At 50.7% G+C, this 23562-nt stretch carries 19 protein-coding genes, 1 tRNA gene and 2 pseudogenes; 6 read left to right on the top strand and 16 right to left on the bottom strand.

Annotation, left to right across the window (positions count from 1 at the left end; all coding sequences use genetic code 11):
* Positions 1–83: 83 nt before the first annotated feature.
* Positions 84–2402 (bottom strand): alpha-xylosidase, encoded by a 2319-nt coding sequence (gene yicI, locus J4650_RS14235; RefSeq protein ID WP_023993461.1) that lies wholly within the window; start codon positions 2400–2402, stop codon positions 84–86.
* 11 nt (positions 2403–2413) lie between these two features.
* On the bottom strand, positions 2414–3796 hold the full coding sequence (locus J4650_RS14230; protein ID WP_000834256.1) for a glycoside-pentoside-hexuronide family transporter: 1383 nt from the start codon (positions 3794–3796) through the stop codon (positions 2414–2416).
* Between the two features lie 287 nt (positions 3797–4083).
* Between J4650_RS14230 and J4650_RS14225 the strand changes: the two genes are divergently transcribed.
* A tRNA-Sec gene (locus J4650_RS14225) sits at positions 4084–4178 on the top strand.
* Positions 4179–4213: 35 nt separating this feature from the next.
* On the opposite strand, the pseudogene J4650_RS14220 reads toward J4650_RS14225, so the two are convergent.
* Positions 4214–4553: pseudogene (locus tag J4650_RS14220) on the bottom strand (transposase); the annotation flags it as partial.
* A gap of 380 nt (positions 4554–4933) precedes the next feature.
* Between J4650_RS14220 and J4650_RS22850 the strand changes: the two are divergent.
* From J4650_RS22850 to misL, 3 genes and pseudogenes are all read left to right on the top strand, one after another.
* A pseudogene (locus J4650_RS22850) lies at positions 4934–5044 on the top strand (transposase); the annotation flags it as partial.
* A gap of 756 nt (positions 5045–5800) precedes the next feature.
* A complete protein-coding gene (locus J4650_RS14215; protein ID WP_000984806.1) occupies positions 5801–6418 on the top strand; it encodes a helix-turn-helix transcriptional regulator in 618 nt (205 codons plus the stop codon).
* 74 nt (positions 6419–6492) lie between these two features.
* Positions 6493–9360 (top strand): intestinal colonization autotransporter adhesin MisL, encoded by a 2868-nt coding sequence (gene misL, locus J4650_RS14210; RefSeq protein ID WP_023993460.1) that lies wholly within the window; start codon positions 6493–6495, stop codon positions 9358–9360.
* 94 nt (positions 9361–9454) lie between these two features.
* On the opposite strand, the gene J4650_RS14205 is transcribed toward misL, so the two are convergent.
* Together J4650_RS14205 and J4650_RS14200 are read right to left on the bottom strand one after the other, a co-directional pair.
* A complete protein-coding gene (locus J4650_RS14205; protein WP_001521985.1) occupies positions 9455–9919 on the bottom strand; it encodes a hypothetical protein in 465 nt (154 codons plus the stop codon).
* Positions 9920–9929: 10 nt separating this feature from the next.
* The gene (locus J4650_RS14200) at positions 9930–10787 is read right to left on the bottom strand and encodes a transcriptional regulator (protein ID WP_001278065.1); all 858 of its coding nucleotides are present in this window, start codon (positions 10785–10787) and stop codon (positions 9930–9932) included.
* Between the two features lie 783 nt (positions 10788–11570).
* Between J4650_RS14200 and J4650_RS14190 the strand changes: the two genes are divergently transcribed.
* Positions 11571–12251 carry an isochorismatase family protein gene (locus tag J4650_RS14190; RefSeq protein ID WP_000106461.1) on the top strand — a complete coding sequence of 227 codons (681 nt, stop codon included), beginning with the start codon at positions 11571–11573 and terminating at the stop codon, positions 12249–12251.
* 162 nt (positions 12252–12413) lie between these two features.
* On the opposite strand, the gene cigR is transcribed toward J4650_RS14190, so the two are convergent.
* From cigR to J4650_RS14170, 5 genes are all read right to left on the bottom strand, one after another.
* Positions 12414–12893, bottom strand: a complete 480-nt coding sequence (cigR, locus tag J4650_RS14185) for an anti-virulence regulatory inner membrane protein CigR (RefSeq protein WP_001065324.1) — start codon at positions 12891–12893, stop codon at positions 12414–12416.
* Between the two features lie 101 nt (positions 12894–12994).
* The gene (mgtU, locus tag J4650_RS22950) at positions 12995–13081 is read right to left on the bottom strand and encodes a magnesium transporter protection protein MgtU (protein WP_252515021.1); all 87 of its coding nucleotides are present in this window, start codon (positions 13079–13081) and stop codon (positions 12995–12997) included.
* A gap of 12 nt (positions 13082–13093) precedes the next feature.
* Positions 13094–13186, bottom strand: coding sequence for a protein MgtR (gene mgtR / locus J4650_RS14180; RefSeq protein ID WP_001082117.1), 93 nt, complete (start codon positions 13184–13186; stop codon positions 13094–13096).
* 21 nt (positions 13187–13207) lie between these two features.
* On the bottom strand, positions 13208–15934 hold the full coding sequence (gene mgtA, locus J4650_RS14175) for a magnesium-translocating P-type ATPase (RefSeq protein ID WP_000131285.1): 2727 nt from the start codon (positions 15932–15934) through the stop codon (positions 13208–13210).
* A gap of 219 nt (positions 15935–16153) precedes the next feature.
* Positions 16154–16849 carry an MgtC family protein gene (locus tag J4650_RS14170; protein ID WP_000392699.1) on the bottom strand — a complete coding sequence of 232 codons (696 nt, stop codon included), beginning with the start codon at positions 16847–16849 and terminating at the stop codon, positions 16154–16156.
* Between the two features lie 506 nt (positions 16850–17355).
* Between J4650_RS14170 and J4650_RS14165 the strand changes: the two genes are divergently transcribed.
* Complete coding sequence (locus J4650_RS14165; protein ID WP_000535970.1) at positions 17356–18258, top strand: EamA family transporter; 903 nt, start codon at positions 17356–17358, stop codon at positions 18256–18258.
* 42 nt (positions 18259–18300) lie between these two features.
* On the opposite strand, the gene J4650_RS14160 is transcribed toward J4650_RS14165, so the two are convergent.
* The 6 genes from J4650_RS14160 to J4650_RS14135 form a co-directional block, all read right to left on the bottom strand.
* Positions 18301–19242 (bottom strand): Rpn family recombination-promoting nuclease/putative transposase, encoded by a 942-nt coding sequence (locus J4650_RS14160; protein ID WP_023993459.1) that lies wholly within the window; start codon positions 19240–19242, stop codon positions 18301–18303.
* Positions 19243–19477: 235 nt separating this feature from the next.
* Entirely contained in the window at positions 19478–20221 is a 744-nt protein-coding gene (locus J4650_RS14155) for a 2-dehydro-3-deoxy-phosphogluconate aldolase (RefSeq protein ID WP_001186147.1), read from the bottom strand.
* Positions 20208–21317 (bottom strand): D-glucosaminate-6-phosphate ammonia lyase, encoded by a 1110-nt coding sequence (gene dgaE / locus J4650_RS14150; protein WP_020838466.1) that lies wholly within the window; start codon positions 21315–21317, stop codon positions 20208–20210. The genes J4650_RS14155 and dgaE overlap by 14 nt, the downstream gene beginning before the upstream one ends.
* A gap of 3 nt (positions 21318–21320) precedes the next feature.
* Positions 21321–22181 carry a PTS system mannose/fructose/sorbose family transporter subunit IID gene (locus J4650_RS14145; protein WP_001519740.1) on the bottom strand — a complete coding sequence of 287 codons (861 nt, stop codon included), beginning with the start codon at positions 22179–22181 and terminating at the stop codon, positions 21321–21323.
* Positions 22178–22927 carry a PTS sugar transporter subunit IIC gene (locus J4650_RS14140; RefSeq protein WP_000380259.1) on the bottom strand — a complete coding sequence of 250 codons (750 nt, stop codon included), beginning with the start codon at positions 22925–22927 and terminating at the stop codon, positions 22178–22180. The genes J4650_RS14145 and J4650_RS14140 overlap by 4 nt, the downstream gene beginning before the upstream one ends.
* 145 nt (positions 22928–23072) lie before the next feature.
* On the bottom strand, positions 23073–23558 hold the full coding sequence (locus tag J4650_RS14135) for a PTS system mannose/fructose/N-acetylgalactosamine-transporter subunit IIB (RefSeq protein WP_001284295.1): 486 nt from the start codon (positions 23556–23558) through the stop codon (positions 23073–23075).
* Between the last annotated feature and the right edge of the window lie 4 nt (positions 23559–23562).

Here is a 23562-nt window from a genome sequence, read left to right as displayed (position 1 = left end):
CGATGGCGCTTACCGGGCTTACGGTTCTTGCTCATTTGTAGGCCGGATAAGCGCAGCTCACGGCGCCATCCGGCGATTCAGATTTAAAGCGTAATCACCACTTCATTTCCCTGCGGGGTGACCACTACGCCCAGTTCACTTCCCGCATATGAGCCGCATTTGGTACCGCTAATCTGCGTAATATTACGCAGACACAGCGTCCAGTTGCGCGCCTTGCCTTCGCCGCTCACCGTAATAGTATTGCCTGTGCGTTTCGCCTGCAGCGTAAAGATTGTCGAACCATCCGTAGCAGGGACTTCGCAGACCGCTTCGCAGCCGTCATCCAGATGGAATAACTGGAAGGCCGTACCCTCATGCCAGGCGTAATCGGGCTTCTGGCTATTGTTGCCCAGCGCCAGTAGTGTATTGTCACGCACGTACACTGGCAGACTCAGGAAGTCATGCTGCTGTTTATGCCAGCGGCTGCCCTGCACTTCATCGTTGCGCCACAGGTGCGTCCAGCGGCCTTCTGGCAGGTAGAACTCCACGTCGCCCGCTTCACTAAATACCGGCGCTACCATGACCGCATCTCCCAGCATGTACTGGCGATCAAGATAATCACACGCCGGATCGTCCGGGAACTCCAGCATCATCGCCCGCATCATTGGCGTACCGGCTTCGTTGGCGCGCGCCGCTTCCCGATACAGATACGGCATCATCCGGCACTTCTGTTCGGTGAAGAAGCGCACCACGTCACAGGACTCGTCGTCATAGGCCCACGGAACCCGGTAGGATTTGCTACCGTGCAGGCGGCTGTGGCTGGAGAGCAAGCCGAATGCGCACCAACGCTTGTAGACATGCGCCGGCGCGGTATTCTCGAATCCGCCAATATCATGACTCCAGAAGCCAAACCCTGACAGGCCGATGGACAGCCCGCCGCGCAGGCTTTCCGCCATCGATTCGTAGTTGGCGTAGCAGTCGCCGCCCCAGTGCACCGGGAACTGTTGCGCGCCCACCGAGGCGGAACGGGCGAACAGCACCGCCTCTTCAACGCCGACGGTCTCTTTCAGCACGTTCCACACCAGTTCGTTGTAGATGTAAGCATAATGGTTGTGCATTTTCTGTGGATCTGAACCATCAAACCACTGCACATCCGTTGGAATGCGTTCGCCGAAGTCAGTTTTGAAGCAGTCCACTCCCATCTCCACCAGGCCCTTCAGCTTGTCGGCATACCATTCGCAGGCTTGCGGGTTGGTGAAGTCGTAAATCGCCAGTCCCGGCTGCCATTTATCCCACTGCCACAAGGAGCCGTCCGGGCGTTTAAGTAAATACCCTTTCTCTTTCAGCTCCTGGAAAACCGGGGATTTCTGGCCGATGTAGGGGTTAATCCACACGCAGACTTTCAGCCCTTTCGCTTTCAGGCGGCGAATCATCCCTTTCGGATCGGGGAAAGTCACCGGGTTCCATTCAAAATCGCACCACTGGAAAGCCTTCATCCAGAAACAGTCGAAGTGGAAGACGTGCAGCGGCAGATTGCGCTCGGCCATACCATCGATAAAGCTGTTAACGGTCGCTTCGTCGTAGTTGGTGGTGAATGAGGTGGTCAGCCACAGGCCAAACGACCAGGCGGGCGGCAGCGCCGGACGACCCGTAAATTGGGTATAGCGGTTCAGCACGTCTTTCGGGGTCGGGCCGTCGATGACGAAGTATTCCAGATACTCGCTCTCAACGCTGAACTGAACTTTGGAGACTTTCTCGGAGCCAATTTCAAACGACACGCACTGCGGATGATTCACCAGCACACCGTTGCCACGGTTGGTGATATAGAACGGGATGTTCTTGTAAGACTGCTCGGTACTGGTGCCGCCGTCACGGTTCCAGGTCTCCACCGTCTGACCGTTGCGCACCAGCGCGGTAAAACGCTCGCCAAGCCCGTAGACGGTTTCGCCCACGCCGAGATCCAGACGCTCGAACATGTAGTTGCGCCCGCTGTTGGTATCCTGCACATAGCCGTTATTCTTCAACTGGCTACCGGTGATACGTACACCGTTGCGCAGAAAATCCAGTGACCAGAGCTCGCCTTTGGTGACGCGCACGCTCAGGCTGCCGCTCTTGAGTTCGGCAAATTCGGCGTTGTTCTGCATCTCCACGTTGATATCTTGCAAGACATTGAGCGGATAATGTGGGCCGTTATCCAAAGCGCCCTGGAAGTGTTCCATCCGTACACCTATCACTCCTTCCTGCGGCGAGAAAAAGCGCAGGGTAAACAACGGGGTATCCAGTTGCCAGGTTCGTTCGCGGACATCGCGCGGCGCGGCATAGACCACCATCTCATTCCCGTGCTGTTCAACGTCGAACACCTGAACCGGGTGAATCAAATTAAGGCCAGGCTGGATCAGCCAGTTTCCGTCGCTAATTTTCATAGTCTGTTCCTTTAGTTCTGCAATTCTTTATGGGTAAATTCTTGTTCGTTGCGGTGTGCGCCCTGCGCCAGTTGTTCCAGAATGGTTTTCAGGAACGGGCTTTTCAGGGTGTAGTAGCGTTTAGCGATCGCGGCGCTCAGCAGATAACAGATGGCCGGAACGATAGTGAACAGAGCGATGATGATGCTGATCGTGGCGCTGTTTTGCGTTTTCGCCGCCGCGTCGTAACCGCCGCCTGCCAGCATCCAGCCAATCAGCGCCCCGCCGAGGGCAAGACCCAGTTTCAGCACGAACAACGTGCCGGCAAAACTGATCCCCGTCAGGCGTTTGCCGTTACACCATTCGCCGTAGTCGACGGTGTCAGACATCATCACCCACTGGATAGGCGTGACTAACTGGTGCAATACGCCAATCACAAAGATAAAGACGAACATAGCAATCGTGGCGTGCATCGGTACGAAGAACATCGCCACGCTGATTACTGCGAGTAAAGCGTTGGTCCAACAAAAAACGCTCACTTTGCATTTCCAGTCGGTCAACGGTTTTGCCAGCGCCGAGCCAATCAGGTTGCCGACACAATAGGTGGTGAGGAAGGCGACAAACACGCCCGGTTTGCCCAATATCCAGGTGACGTAATACATCATCGCCCCGCCGCGCACGCATACCGCCAGAATATTCAGGATGGTGAGCAGGCCGACTATGCGCCACTGGTCGTTGTGCCAGATATCACGCAGGTCTTCACGCATGGAGGTATGGGTGGCAGGCGCTTCAACGCGCTCTTTGGTGGTAAAGAAGCAGAACGCCAGCATCAGGAACGCCACCACCGAGAGCGCTGCGATACCCCCCTGGAAGCCCAGCGCCTTATTCTCGCCGCCAATCAGTTTCACCAGAGGCATCATCAGTACGGTAGAAAGCATTCCGCCCGCCGTTGCCAGCACAAAGCGCCAGGATTGCAGGGAGATACGCTGCGTTGGGTCATTGGTTATTACACCCCCCAACGCGCAGTAAGGGATGTTGACCACAGTGTACAGAAGGGTGAGCAACGTGTAGGTGATGGCGGCATAAATCATTTTGCCGTTCAGACTGAGATCCGGCGTGCTATAAGCCAGCACACAAACGATACCAAACGGCAACGCGCCAAACAGCACCCAGGGTCGGAATTTGCCCCAGCGAGAGCGGGTACGGTCGGCCAGCAGGCCCATGCAAGGGTCGGAGATGGCATCAAGCGCACGCGCCAGTAAAAACATGGTGCCAACAAAACCAGCGGGAATGCCGAAAATATCGGTATAGAAGAACATCATATATAACATGACGTTATCAAAGATGATGTGGCTCGCGGCATCGCCCATACCATAGCCAATCTTCTCCTTAACGGAGAGAATCTCACTTTTCATTACGCATCCTTAACGCTCACAACGCTCACTGATACCGGTTACAGTTTTTGTAAACCTTCCCTGCGAGCATGAATATTCCGTTATTTAGTTATCAAATTACGATTCTTGTTTTCTGTGATCAGGGTAGCGCCAAAAAGTGTGATGAAATGTAACTAATGGATTTTATGGGGGTTTATATGAAACCGATCATGGCAGAAGGAAAGGGAAGTTAAAAAAGCACGGGAGGGGATGTGGAAACGTCAGGAAGTAGCTATAATGCGCGCGCCTCCATGTAGCAATCGAGGCGCGGAAGATCGTCGTCTCCGGTGAGGCGGCTGGACTTCAAATCCAGTTGGGGCCGCCAGCGGTCCCGGGCAGGTTCGACTCCTGTGATCTTCCGCCAATTAGCCTCTTCTGACCTCAATAAAATGAATCGCCACGCGCCCGTGGACTTCGGTATCCGACCTGAGCCTTTATCTCCACACGTTGCATCAACCACCAGACTTTGTTTACACCGCATTGTTCCCGATATCCAGCAGATCGAGACAGATCTTGCGATAACCATAAACACAGCCCGATTCCAGCCAGAACTGCCTGTATGCCCCGTCAGATTCAGGTCAACATGATGCCGTCGTGAATGTGGCGGCTTTATCCAGGCGTAAAGACTATGGATAGTAATATCAAGACGTGTTGCGACGCTGGAAACAGAATGGCTGCGCTCAATAATCTGTTCTACCACTTTAATTTTAAACGCTTCGGGATAACATTTACCGCTCATGGGCTCCTCTCTTTAAGTCATCTTAAATGACTCAGCGGTGTCTGTTAAACCTGTGGCGATTCCCTCCTCCGTTTTATCCAGACGAAATTATCCTGATAATGCGCTGTAGCGGCTGAATGACTTAATATCACATCAACCTAAACACTGAATAGTTTCTCAATTACCTGATTTTTCATTGTTATCTATTAGATACTGCAAGCATTTTATCTTTATACCCTTTCTCTCCCATACGTCCTGTTTATTCATAACCCCTCCCATTATTATATTTCAGCAGTAAAATATCCGTATACATTCTTATACCATGTGCTCATATTACTCCACATAATCGTGCTATTCACATTTAGAGATCACGTCATCGATCTGCTGACGAAGGAATCTCTATGCGTAAAGCCCGTCTCACTGAGCATCAGAACATCGCCGTAATTAAGTTGGTCGAAGCCGGACGAACGGTTAAAGATATCTGCCAGGAGGCGGATATTTGTGAAGTGACTGACGACATCTATGGACATTAGGTTTGACCACATCCTGTTTCTCACTAATGTGCTCCGGGAAAGAGTTTTCATCAAATGAGCAATTGAAAAAAGTAGCCAGAAGCTGAAGTTGCTTCGACCGATAAGTCTGTCGGTTGCTCAGACTGTCACGATCAGAATTAAGTCAGATCAACTTATTGGCAAGGTATGACTCCCGGCGTTAAGTTACAAAATTTTCTCATGGCATTAGCATTACACCCTCTTAAAGTTTACATGCGTCTCTATAAAATAGTCTTAAATTTGTATATAAGAAGTTGATGAGAGCACAAATGTCACCATTAAGTCATTGAATAACAATACAATAAAAGAAAAAATCTTAAATTAGCTTTTAATAATAAGAATTCATTACAGGTTTACAGGAATTACTTTTATATTTCATCACATCACCCCGATAGTGACAAAGGCAGCAGACAGATGGTATTGAGAACCGTTATTTATCACTCTCATGATTTAGCAAATAGTGCTGTTTTAAGATTTTTTATGATATTGGAGATACTGTATAAAAATCTCAATGCGTGAAATACAAATCCGAAATGATGTATTACGACTGTCGGATCTGTCATGGTTTTTTAAAGCTGTATTTTAGTGCTTTCCAGGAGTTTATGACACTGACAATATTTCGCGACTTTTGACAGTCGTAGTACTTTATATTATCTGGATTGACACATTTATTTACCAATGAAATATTAATAGAAACATCGACAGGAGTCGTTCAGGATGATGAGAAAGCCTTCACAAATTGTCCATTGCATTAGTTGCGATTTATCCTGTCAATTATTTCCTGACAGCGCAGTACGGGTGCAATACTGTCATAATGCGGCATTTTCCATCTGGCCAGATGGTAATGCTTTCCTGAAAAAAGGGTTTATTGAAAAGTTATTGCTTGATAGACACAATCATTTATCCAGCGGTTTTATCTTTGTTGATTTTTCTTTCCCGAATCTTCGACGATTTACCGATTTGCAATGGGCTGACAGTCTGGCAGACAGTGGCATGCATATTGTCCTGATTTCTGACAGAAGTTTAACTCCGCTGGCCAATTACTGGATTTTGAAAAGCAATAAAATACAAGGAATTATTTATTCCGATGACGATGATATTGTGCAACAGCAAAAGATGCACCGCTTGTTTACCGGTCGGCTCGCCAACAGTAAACGTGGACGAACGCTTAACTATACGGAATTTATATTACTGAAGCGCTTTGTATCAGGAATAAGTATTCAGCAGATTGTAAATATTGACAATATTGATATTAAGAAACTTTATGTGCATAAGCTGCGGCTTGAAAATAAGCTAGGGCATAGCATTCACAAAATAATATCAAATATTTTATAGATCCGTTTCCATTTTTATTATTTCCATATTATTGCGATGTGGAAGACGCTTTACGCCATAATGCAGGAGGCAGAATGCCAACTCCCCAAAATTACTCATTCATCGCCATAGCGGTATCAGCAGCGTTAGCCTCTATGGTATTTCCCTCCCAGGCGGCCTGGGTTGACGTTGATAGTCTGCCATCCAGTGGGCTGGTCAGCCAGTTGCCGCCGGAATTACAGGCTATTATTCCCGCTCAGGCCAGTACCGGTTTCACCAAAGTCGGTACTATGCCCAACTACGTTTATCAGTGGAACACCGGCACCATCCCGGTTTATGGCAATGGCCTCACGCTTAATGGGCCGGGTGCGGAGGCGTTTGAACACACTGTCACGGTTATTCAAAACAGCGGGACGGGAAGTCCGGGCGTGATTTTTGGCAACGACCTGACCATTCGGACGCAGTCGGCGAATGCCGCGAATAATGGTAGAGACGTCGATGGCATCCGTACTCACGGCGCAAATACTCCGGATAACCCGGTATTTATTATTACCGGTGACCGTACCAACATCTACGTGGATGGTCAGGATGGTGACGGTATTAACGCCGGATATAACTCACTGGGCCAGGGTTGGACCGGATCGGCCAATATTTACGTCGGCGACGATCTGTATATCAAAACAACAGGTAGCCAGGGACGTGGAATTACAGCTAACGCCATGCGGGATGCGTCACGTGCCAAAAATACGATTGTCGTCGGCAATCGTGCACATATTGTTACTACCGGCGACAGTTCGGAGGGGCTGCGTACCGGACAAAGCGGTTCTTTGATTCGTCTGGGTGACGATGCAACCATCGAAACCTCCGGCGCATCCTCAACGGGGATTTACGCAGCATCCTCCTCCAGAACCGAGCTTGGCAACAACGCTACTATTACGGTGAACGGTGCCAGCGCACACGCGGTATATGCAACTAACGCTACCGTTAATTTGGGAGAGAATGCCACTATTAGCGTTAACAGCGCCAGTAAGGCTGCATCCTATAGTAAGGCTCCTGCCGGTTTATATGTCCTCTCCCGAGGCGCCATTAATCTGGCAGGCGGTGCGGCTATTACTATGGCGGGCGATAACAGTAGCGAAAGTTACGCCATCAGCACGGAGACTGGCGGCATTGTTGACGGTTCTTCAGGAGGACGTTTCGTCATCGACGGTGATATTCGTGCTGCTGGCGCCACCGCTGCCAGCGGTACGCTACCGCAGCAGAACAGTACGATTAAGCTCAATATGACGGACAACTCGCGGTGGGACGGGGCATCATACATCACCAGCGCTACGGCGGGCACAGGCGTTATCTCTGTACAAATGAGCGATGCGACCTGGAATATGACCAGCAGCTCAACGCTCACTGACCTGACGCTGAATAGTGGCGCAACCATTAACTTCAGCCATGAAGATGGCGAACCATGGCAAACGCTCACCATCAATGAAGATTATGTAGGCAACGGCGGTAAGCTGGTCTTTAATACTGTGCTCAACGATGATGATTCCGAAACGGACAGGCTGCAGGTTCTCGGCAATACTTCAGGCAACACATTTGTTGCAGTAAATAATATTGGAGGAGCCGGGGCGCAAACCATTGAAGGTATTGAAATTGTTAACGTTGCTGGCAATTCCAACGGTACTTTCGAAAAAGCAAGCCGTATTGTTGCCGGAGCCTATGACTACAACGTGGTGCAGAAAGGTAAAAACTGGTATCTGACCAGCTACATTGAGCCGGACGAACCGATTATTCCTGATCCAGTAGACCCTGTTATCCCTGACCCTGTCGTTCCCGATCCGGTGGACCCTGATCCAGTAGACCCGGTTATCCCTGACCCTGTTATTCCCGATCCGGTGGCCCCTGATCCAGTAGACCCTGAGCCAGTAGACCCGGTCATCCCTGATCCGACAATTCCTGACATAGGGCAATCTGACACACCGCCGATAACAGAACATCAGTTCCGTCCGGAAATGGGTAGCTACCTTGCCAACAACTATGCGGCAAATACGCTGTTCATGACGCGTCTCCATGACCGTCTGGGTGAAACCCAGTACACCGACATGCTGACGGGTGAGAAGAAGGTCACCAGCCTGTGGATGCGTAACGTCGGAGCCCATACTCGCTTCAACGATGGCAGCGGGCAGCTAAAAACCCGCATCAACAGCTATGTGTTACAACTGGGAGGCGATCTGGCACAGTGGAGCACTGACGGTCTTGACCGTTGGCATATTGGTGCAATGGCAGGTTATGCCAACAGCCAGAACCGCACGCAGTCGTCCGTGAGTGACTATCATTCCCGTGGTCAAGTCACCGGTTACAGCGTCGGCCTTTACGGCACCTGGTATGCTAACAATATCGATCGGTCTGGGGCTTATGTGGATACCTGGATGCTGTACAACTGGTTTGATAACAAGGTCATGGGTCAGGATCAGGCCGCTGAGAAATATAAATCCAAAGGAATTACCGCCTCGGTTGAAGCCGGTTACAGCTTCAGGTTAGGTGAAAGCGCGCATCAAAGCTACTGGTTGCAGCCCAAAGCGCAGGTGGTATGGATGGGCGTGCAGGCTGACGACAATCGCGAAGCCAATGGTACCCTCGTCAAGGATGATACCGCCGGTAATCTGCTAACCCGCATGGGCGTAAAAGCCTATATTAACGGCCACAATGCTATTGATAACGATAAATCTCGAGAGTTCCAGCCATTCGTGGAAGCGAACTGGATCCATAATACGCAGCCTGCCAGCGTGAAGATGGACGATGTCAGCAGCGATATGCGTGGTACGAAGAATATTGGAGAACTGAAAGTGGGTATTGAAGGACAAGTTACCCCGCGCCTGAACGTATGGGGTAACGTGGCGCAACAGGTGGGTGACACAGGTTATAGTGATACCCAAGGAATGCTGGGGATGAAATACAGTTTCTGATTCAGGTAACAACAGAGCCGCTGATCTTCAGCGGCTTTTACCCGGAAACGCTTTCATTTGGCTGATACGTTCCATGAACGGCTCCCAAAACAGCTTAATGTGTACAGAAAAATATCGGGCGTTTCCCGATGGTGAACATAAAGCCACGATGGCCCTGAGTCAGGATGGTGTAACTGATACTTTTCCCTGGATAGACATAAAAATCGGGTAAAACCGTCTCGATAACCGCATCGGACAGTGTTTCGTCACGCGTGACTTTGTTGATATCCGTCGATATAAAATGGGTGCTGTCTTTATTTTCACTCCATACATAGGAAACATCACGGCGGATCACGCCGCTCATTTTATTATCGACGTAATATGTTCCGCTGATGGAAACCACCCCAGTGCGTTTTTTCAGCGAATACATAAAGTCCAGCGTCAGGTTAGCCTGAGTATTGTTATAAAACACAATCACAGGCGCCGTACATTTCTCTGGATCCCGGTTCTTTTCCGTATACAAATGAAAAAGATGCCCAAGCCCTACTCCCAGAAACAGTAGCGTCAGGCAGGCTAACATCAGTGCCTTTTTACCCATGTGTCACCCCGCGGAAAAAAAGCGTCACGCAGCCTGTATCACCGCGCGTTTTATAAGGTTGCTGACAAATCAATGCCGTAACCGCTGGGGTGCGACTGCTGGAAGGGAAATAGACCCATGGGTATTTCTGACAATCCATACCGGTTTTTAGAATCATTGACTTATAGCTTGCAAAGCGGCTACCGCTTTCGATATCTTCATTCCGCGAGAAAAAATGACAGCCCTGAGTTGTTTCAACCAGCGTGTAGCGATCGTAAAAATCCTTATCAGGAACGGTTTGCCAGCTTATAGTGCCAAGCAAAATACCGACAGCAAATGTCCCGGTCATCCAAAGTACAGGTACATAATGTTTAAACCAACGCCCTGACATACGCGGTGGCGTCTCACCCTTTTTTTCTATTGTCTGAGCGAAGTCTTTGCGGATGGTCATGAGGCTCACGCCAGGCTCAATCTGAAAGCCTCTACGCGGAACCGTGATTATCAGCGTATCTTCATTTTCGCCAACGGTACGTAATCCGCGGCGAATAATGGAGATATTCTGATAAAGCGTATTTGCCGACACCACCATGCCGTCTTCTTCCCACACTTTTTGAAAGAATGTTTGTTGTGAGACGACGGAGGGGGCGTTTTCCAGCAGAAGGCGCAAGCAGCGGCTGGCGGGCGTTGTCAGAATAATGTTGAGATCTGGCCTCGATAATGACGCCAGGCGATTCATTTCTGGATTAAATTCAATATTATCGTTAATTATCCATAACATCGCATTGTTACCATGCCAAAACATAACGTAGTTGGAGAGGGTTAATAGACACCACTGAGTATAGTCTGATGCTGTGGCTGCGTAGCAGGACATGGATTGTCCCCTGCACATACCGATCATATAGAAGAGCGAGAGGCATAAGACATTAACAGGTAAGCGTAGACACCGCTTTTCTCATTATAGCAGACTCAGGGGTGAAAGTACGTTTGGTTTTCTTGTTCGTTAAGTCTCCTGTTTTGTATTGAGGTGAGAATATCACCTTTAATCAAGTGGCCAAATTTACTGTGCCACTACGCTTTAATATCTCATAGATAAATCATGAGAAAATATATCCTGACAATCTATATCATATGAAGGACAGGGTTTTATTGAACGTGTTCTCTATAATGGCTTGTAATATCCAAAAAAGCGCATTCGTTATGTAGGGATAGTTTCCAATTTATTAAGAGTTACAGTAGCCATACTTAATAGCAGCACGCTTCCCACTTAATATTTAAGCTGTGCTTTATATTATTTAAATATAAATGAGTTAACTCTTAATTGAGTTATTTCAAACTTATACTAAATAAGTTTAAAACTATCTATCAGAAACAATTTGTAGGGATATAGTCTGTTTTTTCAATAAATAATCCTCTCTGCCATGTAAAATAGAAACATTTATTCATAATATGAATATTGTTGTGATAACAGATTCGCGTGAAAGTAAATCGACTGAAGGTGATGCCGATGAATATTTCTTCAGAAAGAACTCAATAAGGTAATCCAGGATCGGCAACAGATTACTGTCATCAGCTTAAAAACGGAAATCGCCCCGGCGATTAATGACTTTAACACTGATAGTGACTATCAGTGAAAGGCAACAACAAGGAATGAATTATGTCTACACCCGCGAATTTTAACGGTCAACGCCCTGCCATTGATGCTAACGACGCAGTAATGCTGCTGATTGACCACCAAAGTGGCCTGTTTCAGACCGTCGGCGACATGCCGATGCCGGAATTACGCGCGCGCGCCGCGGCGCTGGCTAAAATCGCTACCTTATGCAATATGCCGGTCATTACTACCGCATCCGTACCACAGGGACCAAATGGTCCGCTGATTCCGGAAATCCATGCGAATGCACCCCACGCGCAATATGTCGCGCGTAAAGGGGAAATTAATGCCTGGGATAATGCCGATTTTGTACAAGCGGTAAAAGCGACAGGCCGTAAAACGCTGATCATCGCCGGTACTATTACCAGTGTCTGCATGGCTTTCCCAGCCATCAGCGCCGTCGCGGAAGGGTACAAGGTATTTGCGGTAATTGATGCCTCCGGCACGTACAGTAAAATGGCGCAGGAAATTACGATGGCCCGCGTGGTGCAGGCGGGCGTAGTACCAATGGATACCGCGGCGGTAGCCTCTGAGCTGCAACGTACCTGGAATAGGGAAGATGCCGCAGAATGGGCGGATGTATATACCAAAATATTCCCGGCCTATCAGCTACTGATTGAAAGTTATACCAAAGCGCAGGAAGTAGTAAAAAATAATGAACTGCTGGATTCTCAACGCGCATAAATAACGCCCTGAAGCGGCTAAATAGCCCCATTTAATGGGGCTATTTTACTTGCCATTTTGGTCCTGGGCAGAAAATCCTCACGTACTACGTGTACGCTCCGGTTTTTGCGCGCTGTCCGTGTCCAAACTGGCTGCGCCAATAACGCCTGGTGGGATAGGCTCTTAATCAAATACGCCATTAATAATCGCCGTGACCACCGCGGTACTGAGCGCGATCAGCACCAGATTATCCCCAACGATTTTCCACTCATAGCCCGGATAATAAGGTAATTGTCCCAGCATAGACGCCGGCACCGTTTTTTTAGCGATTCCCGGCGGCAGCGGTTTTCCTCTCGCCAGATTTTTCGCAATCCCCGGAGGTAAAGACTGATAACCCGTCAGCCCTAAATTCACTGCCAGTTGCCTGGCGACAGCGTAGCTAATGTCCGACTCGACGTGATCCGGTTTGCCGCCATTTTTACGGTGTTCCGTTTTTTGCCCGGCATTTCCTTTATGTCCGTTACCGTTATTACCCTGATTAGCCGCGTTATTACCATGTCCGCCGCCATTGCCATTTCCCGGATTCGCCAGCACAGGCGTAGCGCTCAGGGAAAACGTAATCAACGTCGCCAGGACGGCGGTTAAACCACGACGATTATTCATGATATTGCCCTTCTGATGTGGGATACCATGAAAATAGCGCCCCGCCATAAAAAGAACAACTACATCGATTCTTATTTTAAGCGGGGCTCGCCAACGGCAGCTTATCGTATCCAGATAGTCAGTAAAATCAGGATGATTGCTATCAGGACAACCTGATAAAAAATTTTGTCCAACCCTCTTTTTTGCATGGCGTCACCTCGTTAGAAAACGATTTGCCAGAGGGCTAAACACAACACCAACAGGCTAATCAGTAAAAATATCAGCGCGATGATTTTATCGGGTGAGCGATTCATCTGGGCGATCCTCAAACATTATTAAAACCACTGGCCAAAGCGTTTGATATAAAAGCGTTTCATGCCTTGCGCCACCAGACAGTAGCTCAATAGTGTCGCCACCAACCACGGGAAGTAGCTCAGCGGCAGCGGCTCCAGTCCAACCATCGCGCCCAGAGGTGAGAATGGAATATAAATGCCTATCGCCATAATCAAGCCGGTCGTCAATAATACCGGCAACGTCGCCCGACTTTGGATAAACGGTATTTTCTGCGTCCTTAGCATATGCACGACCAGTGTCTGCGAGAGCAGCCCCTCAATAAACCAGCCGGACTGAAAGAGCGCCTGCGCCTCTACGTTATTAGCCGCAAAAACGTACCACATCAGCGCAAAGGTTGTGATATCGAAAATAGAAGACGTTGGGCCAATCCATAGCATAAAACGACCAATATTTTTCGCGTCCCATTTCCGCGGCTTACGCAGGAACTCTTTATCCATTTTGTCCCACGGCAACGACAACTGCGAAATATCGTACATCAAATTCTGGATCAACAGATGAATCGCCAGCATCGGCAGAAACGGAATAAACGCGCTGGCTACCAGTACCGAAAAAACATTGCCGAAATTAGAGCTGGCGGTCATATTCAGATATTTAATGATATTGCCAAAGGTTTCCCGCCCTTTGATAACGCCTTCCTCAAGCACCATGAGATCTTTTTCCAGCAGAATAATATCTGATGACTCTTTAGCAATATCGGCGGCGCTATCGACGGAAATTCCCACATCCGCATCACGAAGCGCGGGCGCGTCGTTGATCCCATCTCCAAGAAAACCAACGGTATGACCATTTTTCTGTAGCGCTTGCAAAATACGCGTTTTTTGTAACGGCGTCAGCCGGGCGAATACTGCGCGTTTCTCCACTTCAGACGCCAGTTCGGCATCCGACATCGCCTCAACCTGGGTTCCGGTCAGGATATCGTGCGTATCAATACCCACTTCCAGACAGATACGCGCCGTCACGACCGGATTATCGCCGGTGAGGACTTTGACCGCCACGCCGTTATCCCGCAACGCGGCAATCGCTTTTCCGGCGCTCTCTTTCGGCGGATCGAGAAAAGTGAGCATCCCTTCGATGGTAAGTTCGGTCTCATCCTCCACACTTAATGTCGGATTGTTCCCGGAACCATCCAGCTTACGTGTCGCTATCAGCAATACCCGGAATCCCTGAGCATTGTAATCTTCGGTTTTCGCCAGCAGCAGCTCGCGGCGTGTTTCCGTCAGCGCCACCACACGATCGCCTTCGCGAAGATGGGTGGCTACCATCATCATCTCTTCAACGGCGCCTTTGCAGATCAGGCATCTGTCTCCATGCTGCGCATCCTCCACCAGGACCGATACCCGGCGACGTACAAAGTCGAATGGCAGTTCATCGCGTTTAATGAAGCGCGCTTTTGTCGATGGTGCGATTCGACCCTCGCCAAAACGCAGTATGGCGCGATCCATCACATTCCGGGCGCCGCTCTGGCTGCTACTATTCAGCCAGGCCAGCATCAATACCCGGCCGCTTTTTACACCGCTCACATCCAGATGATGCTCCAGAAAAATATTGTCCTGGGTTAAGGTGCCGGTTTTATCTGTACACAGCACATCCATCGCGCCGAAGTTTTGAATAGCGTTCAGGCGTTTGACGATCACTTTGCGCCGCGACATCGCAATCGCGCCTTTTGCCAGGTTGGAACTGACAATCATGGGCAACATTTCCGGCGTCAACCCCACCGCAACTGCCAGCGCGAACAGCGAAGCCTCTACCCAGTCTCCCTTACTGAAACCATTGATCAGCAGGACAACCGGCACCATGATCAGCATAAAGCGTATCAACAGCCAGCTCACGCTGTTGACTCCGCGATCGAAAGCCGTCTGGGTACGCGTACCCACAATGGATTTCGCCAGCGAGCCGAACCAGGTACGGCTTCCCGTCGCGACCACGACCGCTTGCGCTCTGCCGCTGGTTACATTGGTTCCCATCAGACAGATATTGCCCAAATCTAGCAGGCTTTTATCTTTATCAGGCAATTGCTCGCTGTCTTTACCTGCCACATCAGCCATAACATCGTATTTTTCTACGGGTAATGATTCACCACTAAGAATTGACTGACTGATAAAGAGATCGCGCGACGCCAGCAGTCGAACGTCGGCGGGCACCAGATCGCCTGCGGCCAGAAAAACCACATCGCCCGGCACCAGTTCTTCAATGGGAATCTCTTCCTGCACCGCGCCTATATTGCCCGGCCCACGACGCAACACCGTGGCGGTGGTGCGAACCATCTTTTTCAGCGCCTGTGCTGCTCTGTTAGTGCGAAACTCCTGCCAGAAACGCAATAACCCGCTCAAACTGACCATCGTCAGAATAATCAGCACGCCAGTGAGATCGGTCTCTTCGCCACGGCGTAACGGGAGCCAGTAATCCGTGATGAAACTGACCCCTGCCAATGCCATCAGAACGTAAATAAACGGGTTATTGAATGCCTGCAGAAGCTGAATCAGCGCCGGAGGAACTTGCTCATGCGCCACTTCATTGCGCCCATACACTTTCAACCGTTCGCTGGCCTCTTCTATCGTGAGGCCCTGACGATGGCTGTTCAGCCGCGCCAGTGTCTCCTCCGGGCTATGAAAAGCTTCCGCTTCGATCGGAAATACTTTTTTATGCTGCTTATCATTTTCTGACGCCGGGCGATTGAGTTTCCGGTTTTCAATGTTCATGTCAGTCATGATGAATCCCCAAAATTAAGGTGTAGTGTTTCCTGCATATCACGCCCAGGGAATAGCGAACTCACGATTTGAAGGTGAATGCCCCGGGAGAATTATCTATGCATAAAAAAGGTTATTGCTTACTCACTATTTTGAGTGGGTTTTATTTTATCGACTCGGGAATATCCATCATTCCCTCCTTATACGTCTGGCGTAATGTTGCAATTGAATAAAAAACTATTATTGACTATCAATGCTCCAGTGAATTGCGGTGATATTATCGTTATCACCTATTCTGGATATAATCAGTTCTCGCGTTTTACGATAATCAGCATGACCCACGAGCTCGGCACGAATTTCTTTATAGCCCTGTTCCTGAGCGGGGACCGAACCTAACCCTTGTAAACAGATCGCGGCCTCTTTTACGATATTCAGTAACCACTGACGAACCGCGCTCTCATCTTCTTTATTACAGGTTACTTTCAGGATATAACGTTTTTCTCCCTCGGCGGATACCGGGAGTTGATTTATACGCTGCGCCGCTTCACGCAATAAAATATTGGCACAAAGAATAATGATCGTCGCCGCCAGCGCATTTTTGAACTGCCCTAAGCCGCATAACACGCCGATGCCCGCCGAACACCATAGCGTTGCCGCAGTGTTCAGTCCGCGCACATTCATCCCTTCGCGCATGATGACGCCCGCCCCCAGAAAGCCAATACCAGAGACAATCTGCGCCGCAATTCTCCCGGGGCTGTCTGGCGATGTCGTCATGGAGCTCAGAATAAAAACGGCGGCGCCTGTCGCCACCAGCGCATTAGTGCGTAATCCCGCCATACGTTGACGCCATTGTCTTTCCGCGCCAATCAGTGCGCCCAACAGCATAGCGGCCAGTAAATTCAAAATATAAGGAAACATTAACATACGTTCCTCCATTTTTTCTGGAAGAATAAGTACGTGCTATATTTAGCACACGACAAATTTCTGCCCTGAGGCAATTAGCGTCGTGTTAACGGCGGAGGAAATAAAGCGTGTTTAAACATGAACATGACGATTACCTCGCGACAATGCGCGTGTTGTAACATTATTGGGATGACAATCGTCACAAGGGGAGATTGCTGCCCACCGGTTCGGCAAGCAGCGCAGGAATAGCGTGCGTTAACTTGCCAGATGATTTACGTAAAAGTGACTGTCCAACATATTACTCCTGCATGAATTTGCGCTTATTATAGTCAGTCAATATGTTCTGTAAAGTGCAAAGGCGGGGATAGTGACGATTTGTTTAAGTTTTTTTGATATTTTCCTATGACAAAAAAATGACAATATTATGTCAATAACAGGCTCGTCTGAAATCATTAAACAATAAATTCCTGCTTAATGCTGGCGATAGCTCTGTTATGATGCCTGCACGTAAAAAAATAAAACAACATGACGAGGAAAAAATGGGTTCCACCAGAAAAGGGATGCTCAACGTCCTGATTGCCGCCGTATTGTGGGGGAGTTCAGGCGTTTGCGCGCAGTACATCATGGAGCAAAGCCGTATGTCGTCACAGTTCCTGACGATGATACGTTTGTTATTCGCCGGGCTGATACTGGTGACCTTCTCCTTTATGCACGGCGATAAGATATTTTCGATTCTTAAAAACCGCAAAGATGCTCTGAGTCTGCTGATTTTCTCCGTGGTGGGCGCGCTCACCGTTCAGCTAACCTTCCTGCTTACGATTGAAAAATCCAATGCCGCCACCGCGACAGTGCTGCAATTTTTATCGCCGACCATTATTGTCGCGTGGTTTGCATTAGCGCGAAGAACACGACCAGGCATTCTGGTCTTAACCGCCATTCTTACATCGCTTATCGGCACCTTTTTACTGGTGACTCACGGCAATCCAACATCGCTGTCGATCTCTTCAGGCGCGCTGTTCTGGGGTATCGCCTCCGCATTTGCCGCCGCCTTTTATACGACCTGGCCTTCCAGGCTAATCGCCCAATACGGCACGCTGCCAGTGGTCGGCTGGAGTATGTCCTTTGGCGGCCTTATTCTGCTGCCCTTCTACGCTAAAGAAGGAACGCACTTTGCGGTGAGCGGCAGCCTGATTCTGGCCTTTTTCTACCTGGTGGTGATCGGTACGTCGCTGACGTTCAGCCTGTATTTGAAAGGCGCGCAACTGATTGGTGGCCCCAAAGCCAGCATTTTAAGCTGCGCGGAACCGTTAAGCAGCGCCCTGCTGTCGCTACTGCTGTTGGGGATTAGTTTTACCTTGCCGGACTGGCTGGGCACGCTGCTCATTCTCTCGTCAGTGATTCTGATCTCCCTCGATTCCCGTCGACGCGCGCGGGCCGCTTAACGCTGTTGATAATCACGATGACCGGGCGGAAGAGGGAAAAGTTTAATGGCGCTTTGCCTTAATCTCTTCGTCAGAAAGCCCGGTAATCATCAGCACAATCTCTCGCTCGATCCCCTGTTCCAGCATCGTATGCGCAATACGCAAGGCTTCCTCCTGCTTACCTTGATGTATACCTTGCTGTATGCCTTGTTGCACGCCTTCACGCTTACCTTTTCTGCGCCCCGATTCACGTATTCTGTCTACGATCGTCATTAATCTCTCCTTGTGTTGGGGAACACGACGCGCCACCTCGCGGATAAACTTGCCAAAACGAGGCGTGCTGCCATGCTGTATTAGCAAATAATTAAACAGCGCTTTTAGCTGACTGTCATTAGCGTTTCCCGTAATCAGAAGTACCGCTAAGCGCTCGACCAATCCCATCAGGTCGCGTTGACGTATATGCTTTTGTACCAGCTCCAGCATCGCGATACGTCGATGCTGCATAATCTCGTTATCCGGCACCACCGTAATGTCTACCAGTGGAAATGCCGTCGCATAAAGCTGACGCGCCAGCGCAGGATCGTCAAACTCATCCAGCCAGCACAGCGAAAAGGGATACGGGCTTTTCGCGCCATGGTAAAACAGCATGGGAATCACCAGCGGTAACGTTTTATGGCCAGCATCCAGATGGCGCTGCATCGCGGCAGTCGCGTAACGCATTAACCGGAACGCCATATGCGCGTCCGGCGTACTCTGATGCCCTATAACGACATAGATATAACCGTCGCCTTCACACGTTTTTAGTGACCAAAGGACATCGGAATAAAACGCGCGTAAATTTTTCTCGATAAAACTGTCCGGCGCCAGTTTCAACGTCGTCAGATCGCAACGTATTCTTAGCGAATGGGGAAGATGAATATTGAGAAAATCCCGCGCGGTATCCGGATGGCGTAAAAACGTTTTGAATACCGCATCATGAGGCGTGGACGTGGGGCTTTTTTTCATGGCGATCCGTCACCTGAGGAATAAGATGACGCCACTGTACTCGCCAAAAATACAGACAGCATTCAGGAAAATTTACCCCTGCGAGGAGGCTCGAAAGGGAATCACTGACGGCTGCAATACGTACATTTTTGCCCAGCCTGCTACGCATTATCGCCCAATAGCGTAACGCTAACCGGGCCTACAAATACACGTCATCTGTAGGCCAGGTAAACGTAGCGCTCTTCGGCGATAAATCTCACACCAGCGCTTTGACTATCTCCATCAACCGAATGACGTCTTCGGGGCGCGTATTGCCGGTTTGCGGATCGATAATCGAGCTGTAAACATGCGGCATGACGCGCGGCACGCCTGCTTCCAGGCAGGTTTGCAGGATAATACCGAAATTATCCAGTGAGATACCGCCGGTCGGCTCGATGAGCGTCATGCCATGGCGGGCGGCGGTTGTCGCCAGCGCATAGAGTTCCGGTAACGACTTTTCGCCGCCCATCGGGAAAAACTTCGCCGCATGTGCGCCCATATCCTGCATCATGCGTACCGCCGCTTCACAGGAAACGCGGGCTGGCGTTCCCTGGCTGCTGCTGACGCCGGTAGAAATCACCACCTCGCCAGGCGTTCCCGTCGGGCTGACCAGGGCGTTGATATGCGTTTGCTCGCCGCCCGTCGCCGCCAGCGCGCCCGCCGCGAAGCCGCTGCCGGTAAAGGTCTGGTTGACATGGGCCGGGTGAGTATGGGCGGCAATCATCGCCGCTTTGTAGTACTGCGCCGGGTCGCCTGCGCCCAGACCCACTGAGATAGACGGCACCTCCGCCATCCAGCGTTTCACCTCCGGCACGCCCTCTTCTACCGTAGCGAACTGCGCGGAAAGTACGCCAATGACCGCATGGCCTTCGGCGGCTTCATAGATAGCCTTCGCGTTGGCGATATCCTTTGCCAGTACGTTAATCGCTACCCGCTGACGATAAAAATTAATCTGCTGCATGTTCTGCAATCTCCCTGAGTCGCGCCACAATCAATGCCATTTCCCCTTCGGCTACCGTGCGTGGATCGAGGCTAAAAACCCCCTGATGAAGCTGATATTTGCGGGCGTAAATCGCTATCTCGCCGCCGCGCAACTGCGCTTCGACGTCCTGCGCGTTCAGCCCCAATTCAGATGCGTTCACCCGCACACGAATACGCCAGATTGCACGCCCGGCCTCATCCTGTTCGATATCGGCATAAAGCCCATGGATGGCGGAAATCGCTTCCGCGACCGGCTGTAACTGTGCTGCGGTCACGGTCGTCTGGCCCTGGTGGTAATTCTCCAGCGCATACACCAGCCCAACCATGTTTTCCTTGCCGATTTTCATTGCTCTGGCAATCCCCTGGTGCTGCGCTTTGCAGGCGGCAATCCACGTTTTCTTGCCAGTAATAAAGCCGGAGGTTGGCGCATTAAAGGCTTTCGCGCCGCTATAGATAACCATATCCGCGCCGCTCGCCACCCAGCCGCGCAAATCCTCTTCCGCCGCGGCATCGACAATCAACGGCAGGTGGTTGGCCTGCGCCACCTGTACAAAATCGTCAATGCTCAACATGCCTTTCTGTACGCAATGGTGTGATTTCACGTACAACAAGGCGGCAGTGTTCCCGGTAATCGCACTCTCCAATTGCCAGCGGGCGGAGAGGTTACTTGACCCGACTTCCACCACACGCCCGCCCCCCAGGCGAATCGCGCTGGTGATGGGCGCGCCGTAATCGACGTTATGCCCGCGCAGCATCACCACTTCATTGGCCATCCCGGCGCTGTCCGGCATCAGGGCGACGCGCGTCCGATCGCCGCGGGTGATGGCGGCAGCGACGGCAATGGCAATACCCGCCGAGGCGCACGAGGTGATATAGCTATCTTCAGCCCCCGTATAGCGCGATACCAGTTCGCCGGTTTTTTCCACCAGCGCGTCAATCTCGACGAAAGCTGAAGCCGCGCGCGCGGTGGCCTGCATGACCTCCGGCGCGACGCTTGAGACGCCCAGAATGGTCATTTTGCCGCAGGCGTTAATGACCTTTTTCAACCCCAGTTGTTGATAGATATTCGGCGTCATGATTTACAGCACTCCCAACAACGAACAGATTATGCTCAGTGCGACAATCGACAGCAAAATGGTGGTGTAGCGCGGCCCTTTTTTTACCAGATAGAAGTAGATGGCGAATACCGCCGCCAGTGGCAGTAAGCCCGGCGCGATAGAGTCGAGGATCTGCTGAACCACCACTTCAGATCCTTTCAAGGCGCTAATTTTTAACGGCGTGGTGATTTTGACGTAGCTGGCGGAAAGCGCGCCCATCATGATCAAACCCAGCACGTTGGCCCCGTAGATCAGTTCTTTGATTCGCCCCCCTTGCAGCAGGCCGATAATCGAATCACGCCCCAGCGTATATCCCTTGTGGACCATACCGTAGCTGATCGCCAGGGTGATCGCCGGGTAGAGAATCAGCGGGATAATACCGCCCATCGCGCTGCCATTTGCCGCGAACGGAATAAAGATCGCTATCAACAGCGGCATCACCGCCGCCCAGATAATCGAGTCGCCCATCCCGGCAAGCGGCCCCATCAGGCCCGTTTTAATGCCGGTGATAGACGAGTCGTTAATCGGCTCGCCGCGCGTTTTTTGTTCTTCCATGGCAATAGAGATGCCCTGAATCACCGCGCCGAAGGTCTGCTCGGAGTTAAAGAAGTTAAGGTGGCGTTTTAGCGCTTCTACCTGCTCCTCTTTTTGTGGGTAAAGTTTTTTGATGATCGGCGTCATCGAGGCGCAGAAAATCAGGCTTTGTAAGCGCTCATAGGAGCTGGAAACCTCGGCGCCCAGCCAGTAGATAAACCAGGCTTTGGTGATATCTGCTTTGGTCAGCGCCCCGCTTTCCCGCGCGCGCTCAACCAGTTCATGTTGCATTACGTCACTGCTCATCATGCTGCTCCTTCATTTTTCGCCAGGCCTTTAATCAGGAAGGCGACACAGGTGCCGAAGATGGCCATCGCCATGATGTCGACCTTGAGGTATAACACCGCGAAGAACCCGCCGATAAACCACGGCAACAGGCTCTTTTTACCGATCACCATAATGGTGATGGCAAAGCCCAGCGCCGGCAGAATGCCGCCCATGATTTCAAAGGAGTGGGTTAACCAGTGCGGCATCAGTTTAAGGAAACTTTCCACCACATCCTGGCCAAAGTAGTTAGCGGCAAAGACCACCGGGAAGCGCAGCACCAGCCCCAGCAATGCCGGGTAAAGAAAGGCGCAACGCATGATGCCCGCCATGTTTGCCGTTTCCGCGTGTTTATCCGCCATATGCACCCAGGCGGCGTTCAGCGTGCGCCTCAGCTGATCGAGAAACACGCCAATCACGCCAAACGGGATTGCCAGCGCGATCGCCAGGTTTGGGTCCATACCGGCCTTCACCGCGATAGGAATGGAGATACAGGCCGCCAGCGCCGGGTCCGACGGCACGTTGCCGCCCGGCGTTGAGGTCACGCCCAAATAAACGAGCTGCATCCCTGCGCCGATGATCATCGCGGTCTGCATATTGCCAAGCAAAAGCCCGACAAATACCGCGATCACCACCGGTTGTAACAGCATCGCGGAGAAGGTGTAGCCGAGGCGTAAACGGGCAAACCAGTAATACAACCCCATCAGGCTTGCAAAGAGTAAGGTATCCATAGTGTTATCCTATACACTTCATCCTTCAGGCTGCCTCTTTGTTGGCTGCCTTCGCTCACCCCAGTCACTTACTTTAGTAAGCTCCAGGGGATTCACTCAGTTGCCGCCTCGATGCATCCAGAATGATTTTGTGTCTATTAAAGGGTTAGAATTTTTTCAGGATATCGTCGAGCGGCTGCGGCTTATCTTCCGGAATGGTCTGGAAAAATACCTGAACGCCACGGTTTTTCAGGTCGTTAAGAATGCCGACGTCTTTTTCATCCAGCGTAATATTCTGAAAAACCGCTTTGCGGTTTGGCCCGCCGCCGAGACCGCCAACCTGAATGCGGGTGACGTCAAAGCCCAGTTGTATGGCGTCCTGCACCGCCGCCAGTGAGGGAAAAAGCACCAGCACGTTACCGTCGCCAAGCTGATTTTCTTTCCATGCAGCGGCAAAACTCTGGTTGCCGAAGCAATCCACTTTGATATTTGGCGGCGCCGCCATCAGGTAGATATTTTTCATAAACGGATCGGCGTCCAGTTCATCACTCACAACGGCTATCCGGTTCGCCTGAGATTGTCCGACCCACTTCGTGACAACCTGCCCATGAATGAGACGGCTGTCGATGCGGCATAAAACGATATTGGCCATGATG

The organism is Salmonella sp. 32120201201600049SM (assembly GCF_017572835.1).
Lineage (GTDB): Bacteria > Pseudomonadota > Gammaproteobacteria > Enterobacterales > Enterobacteriaceae > Salmonella > Salmonella enterica.
The sequence above is the reverse complement of the archived record's forward strand: the minus strand, read 5'-3'. Positions and strand labels throughout refer to the sequence as shown.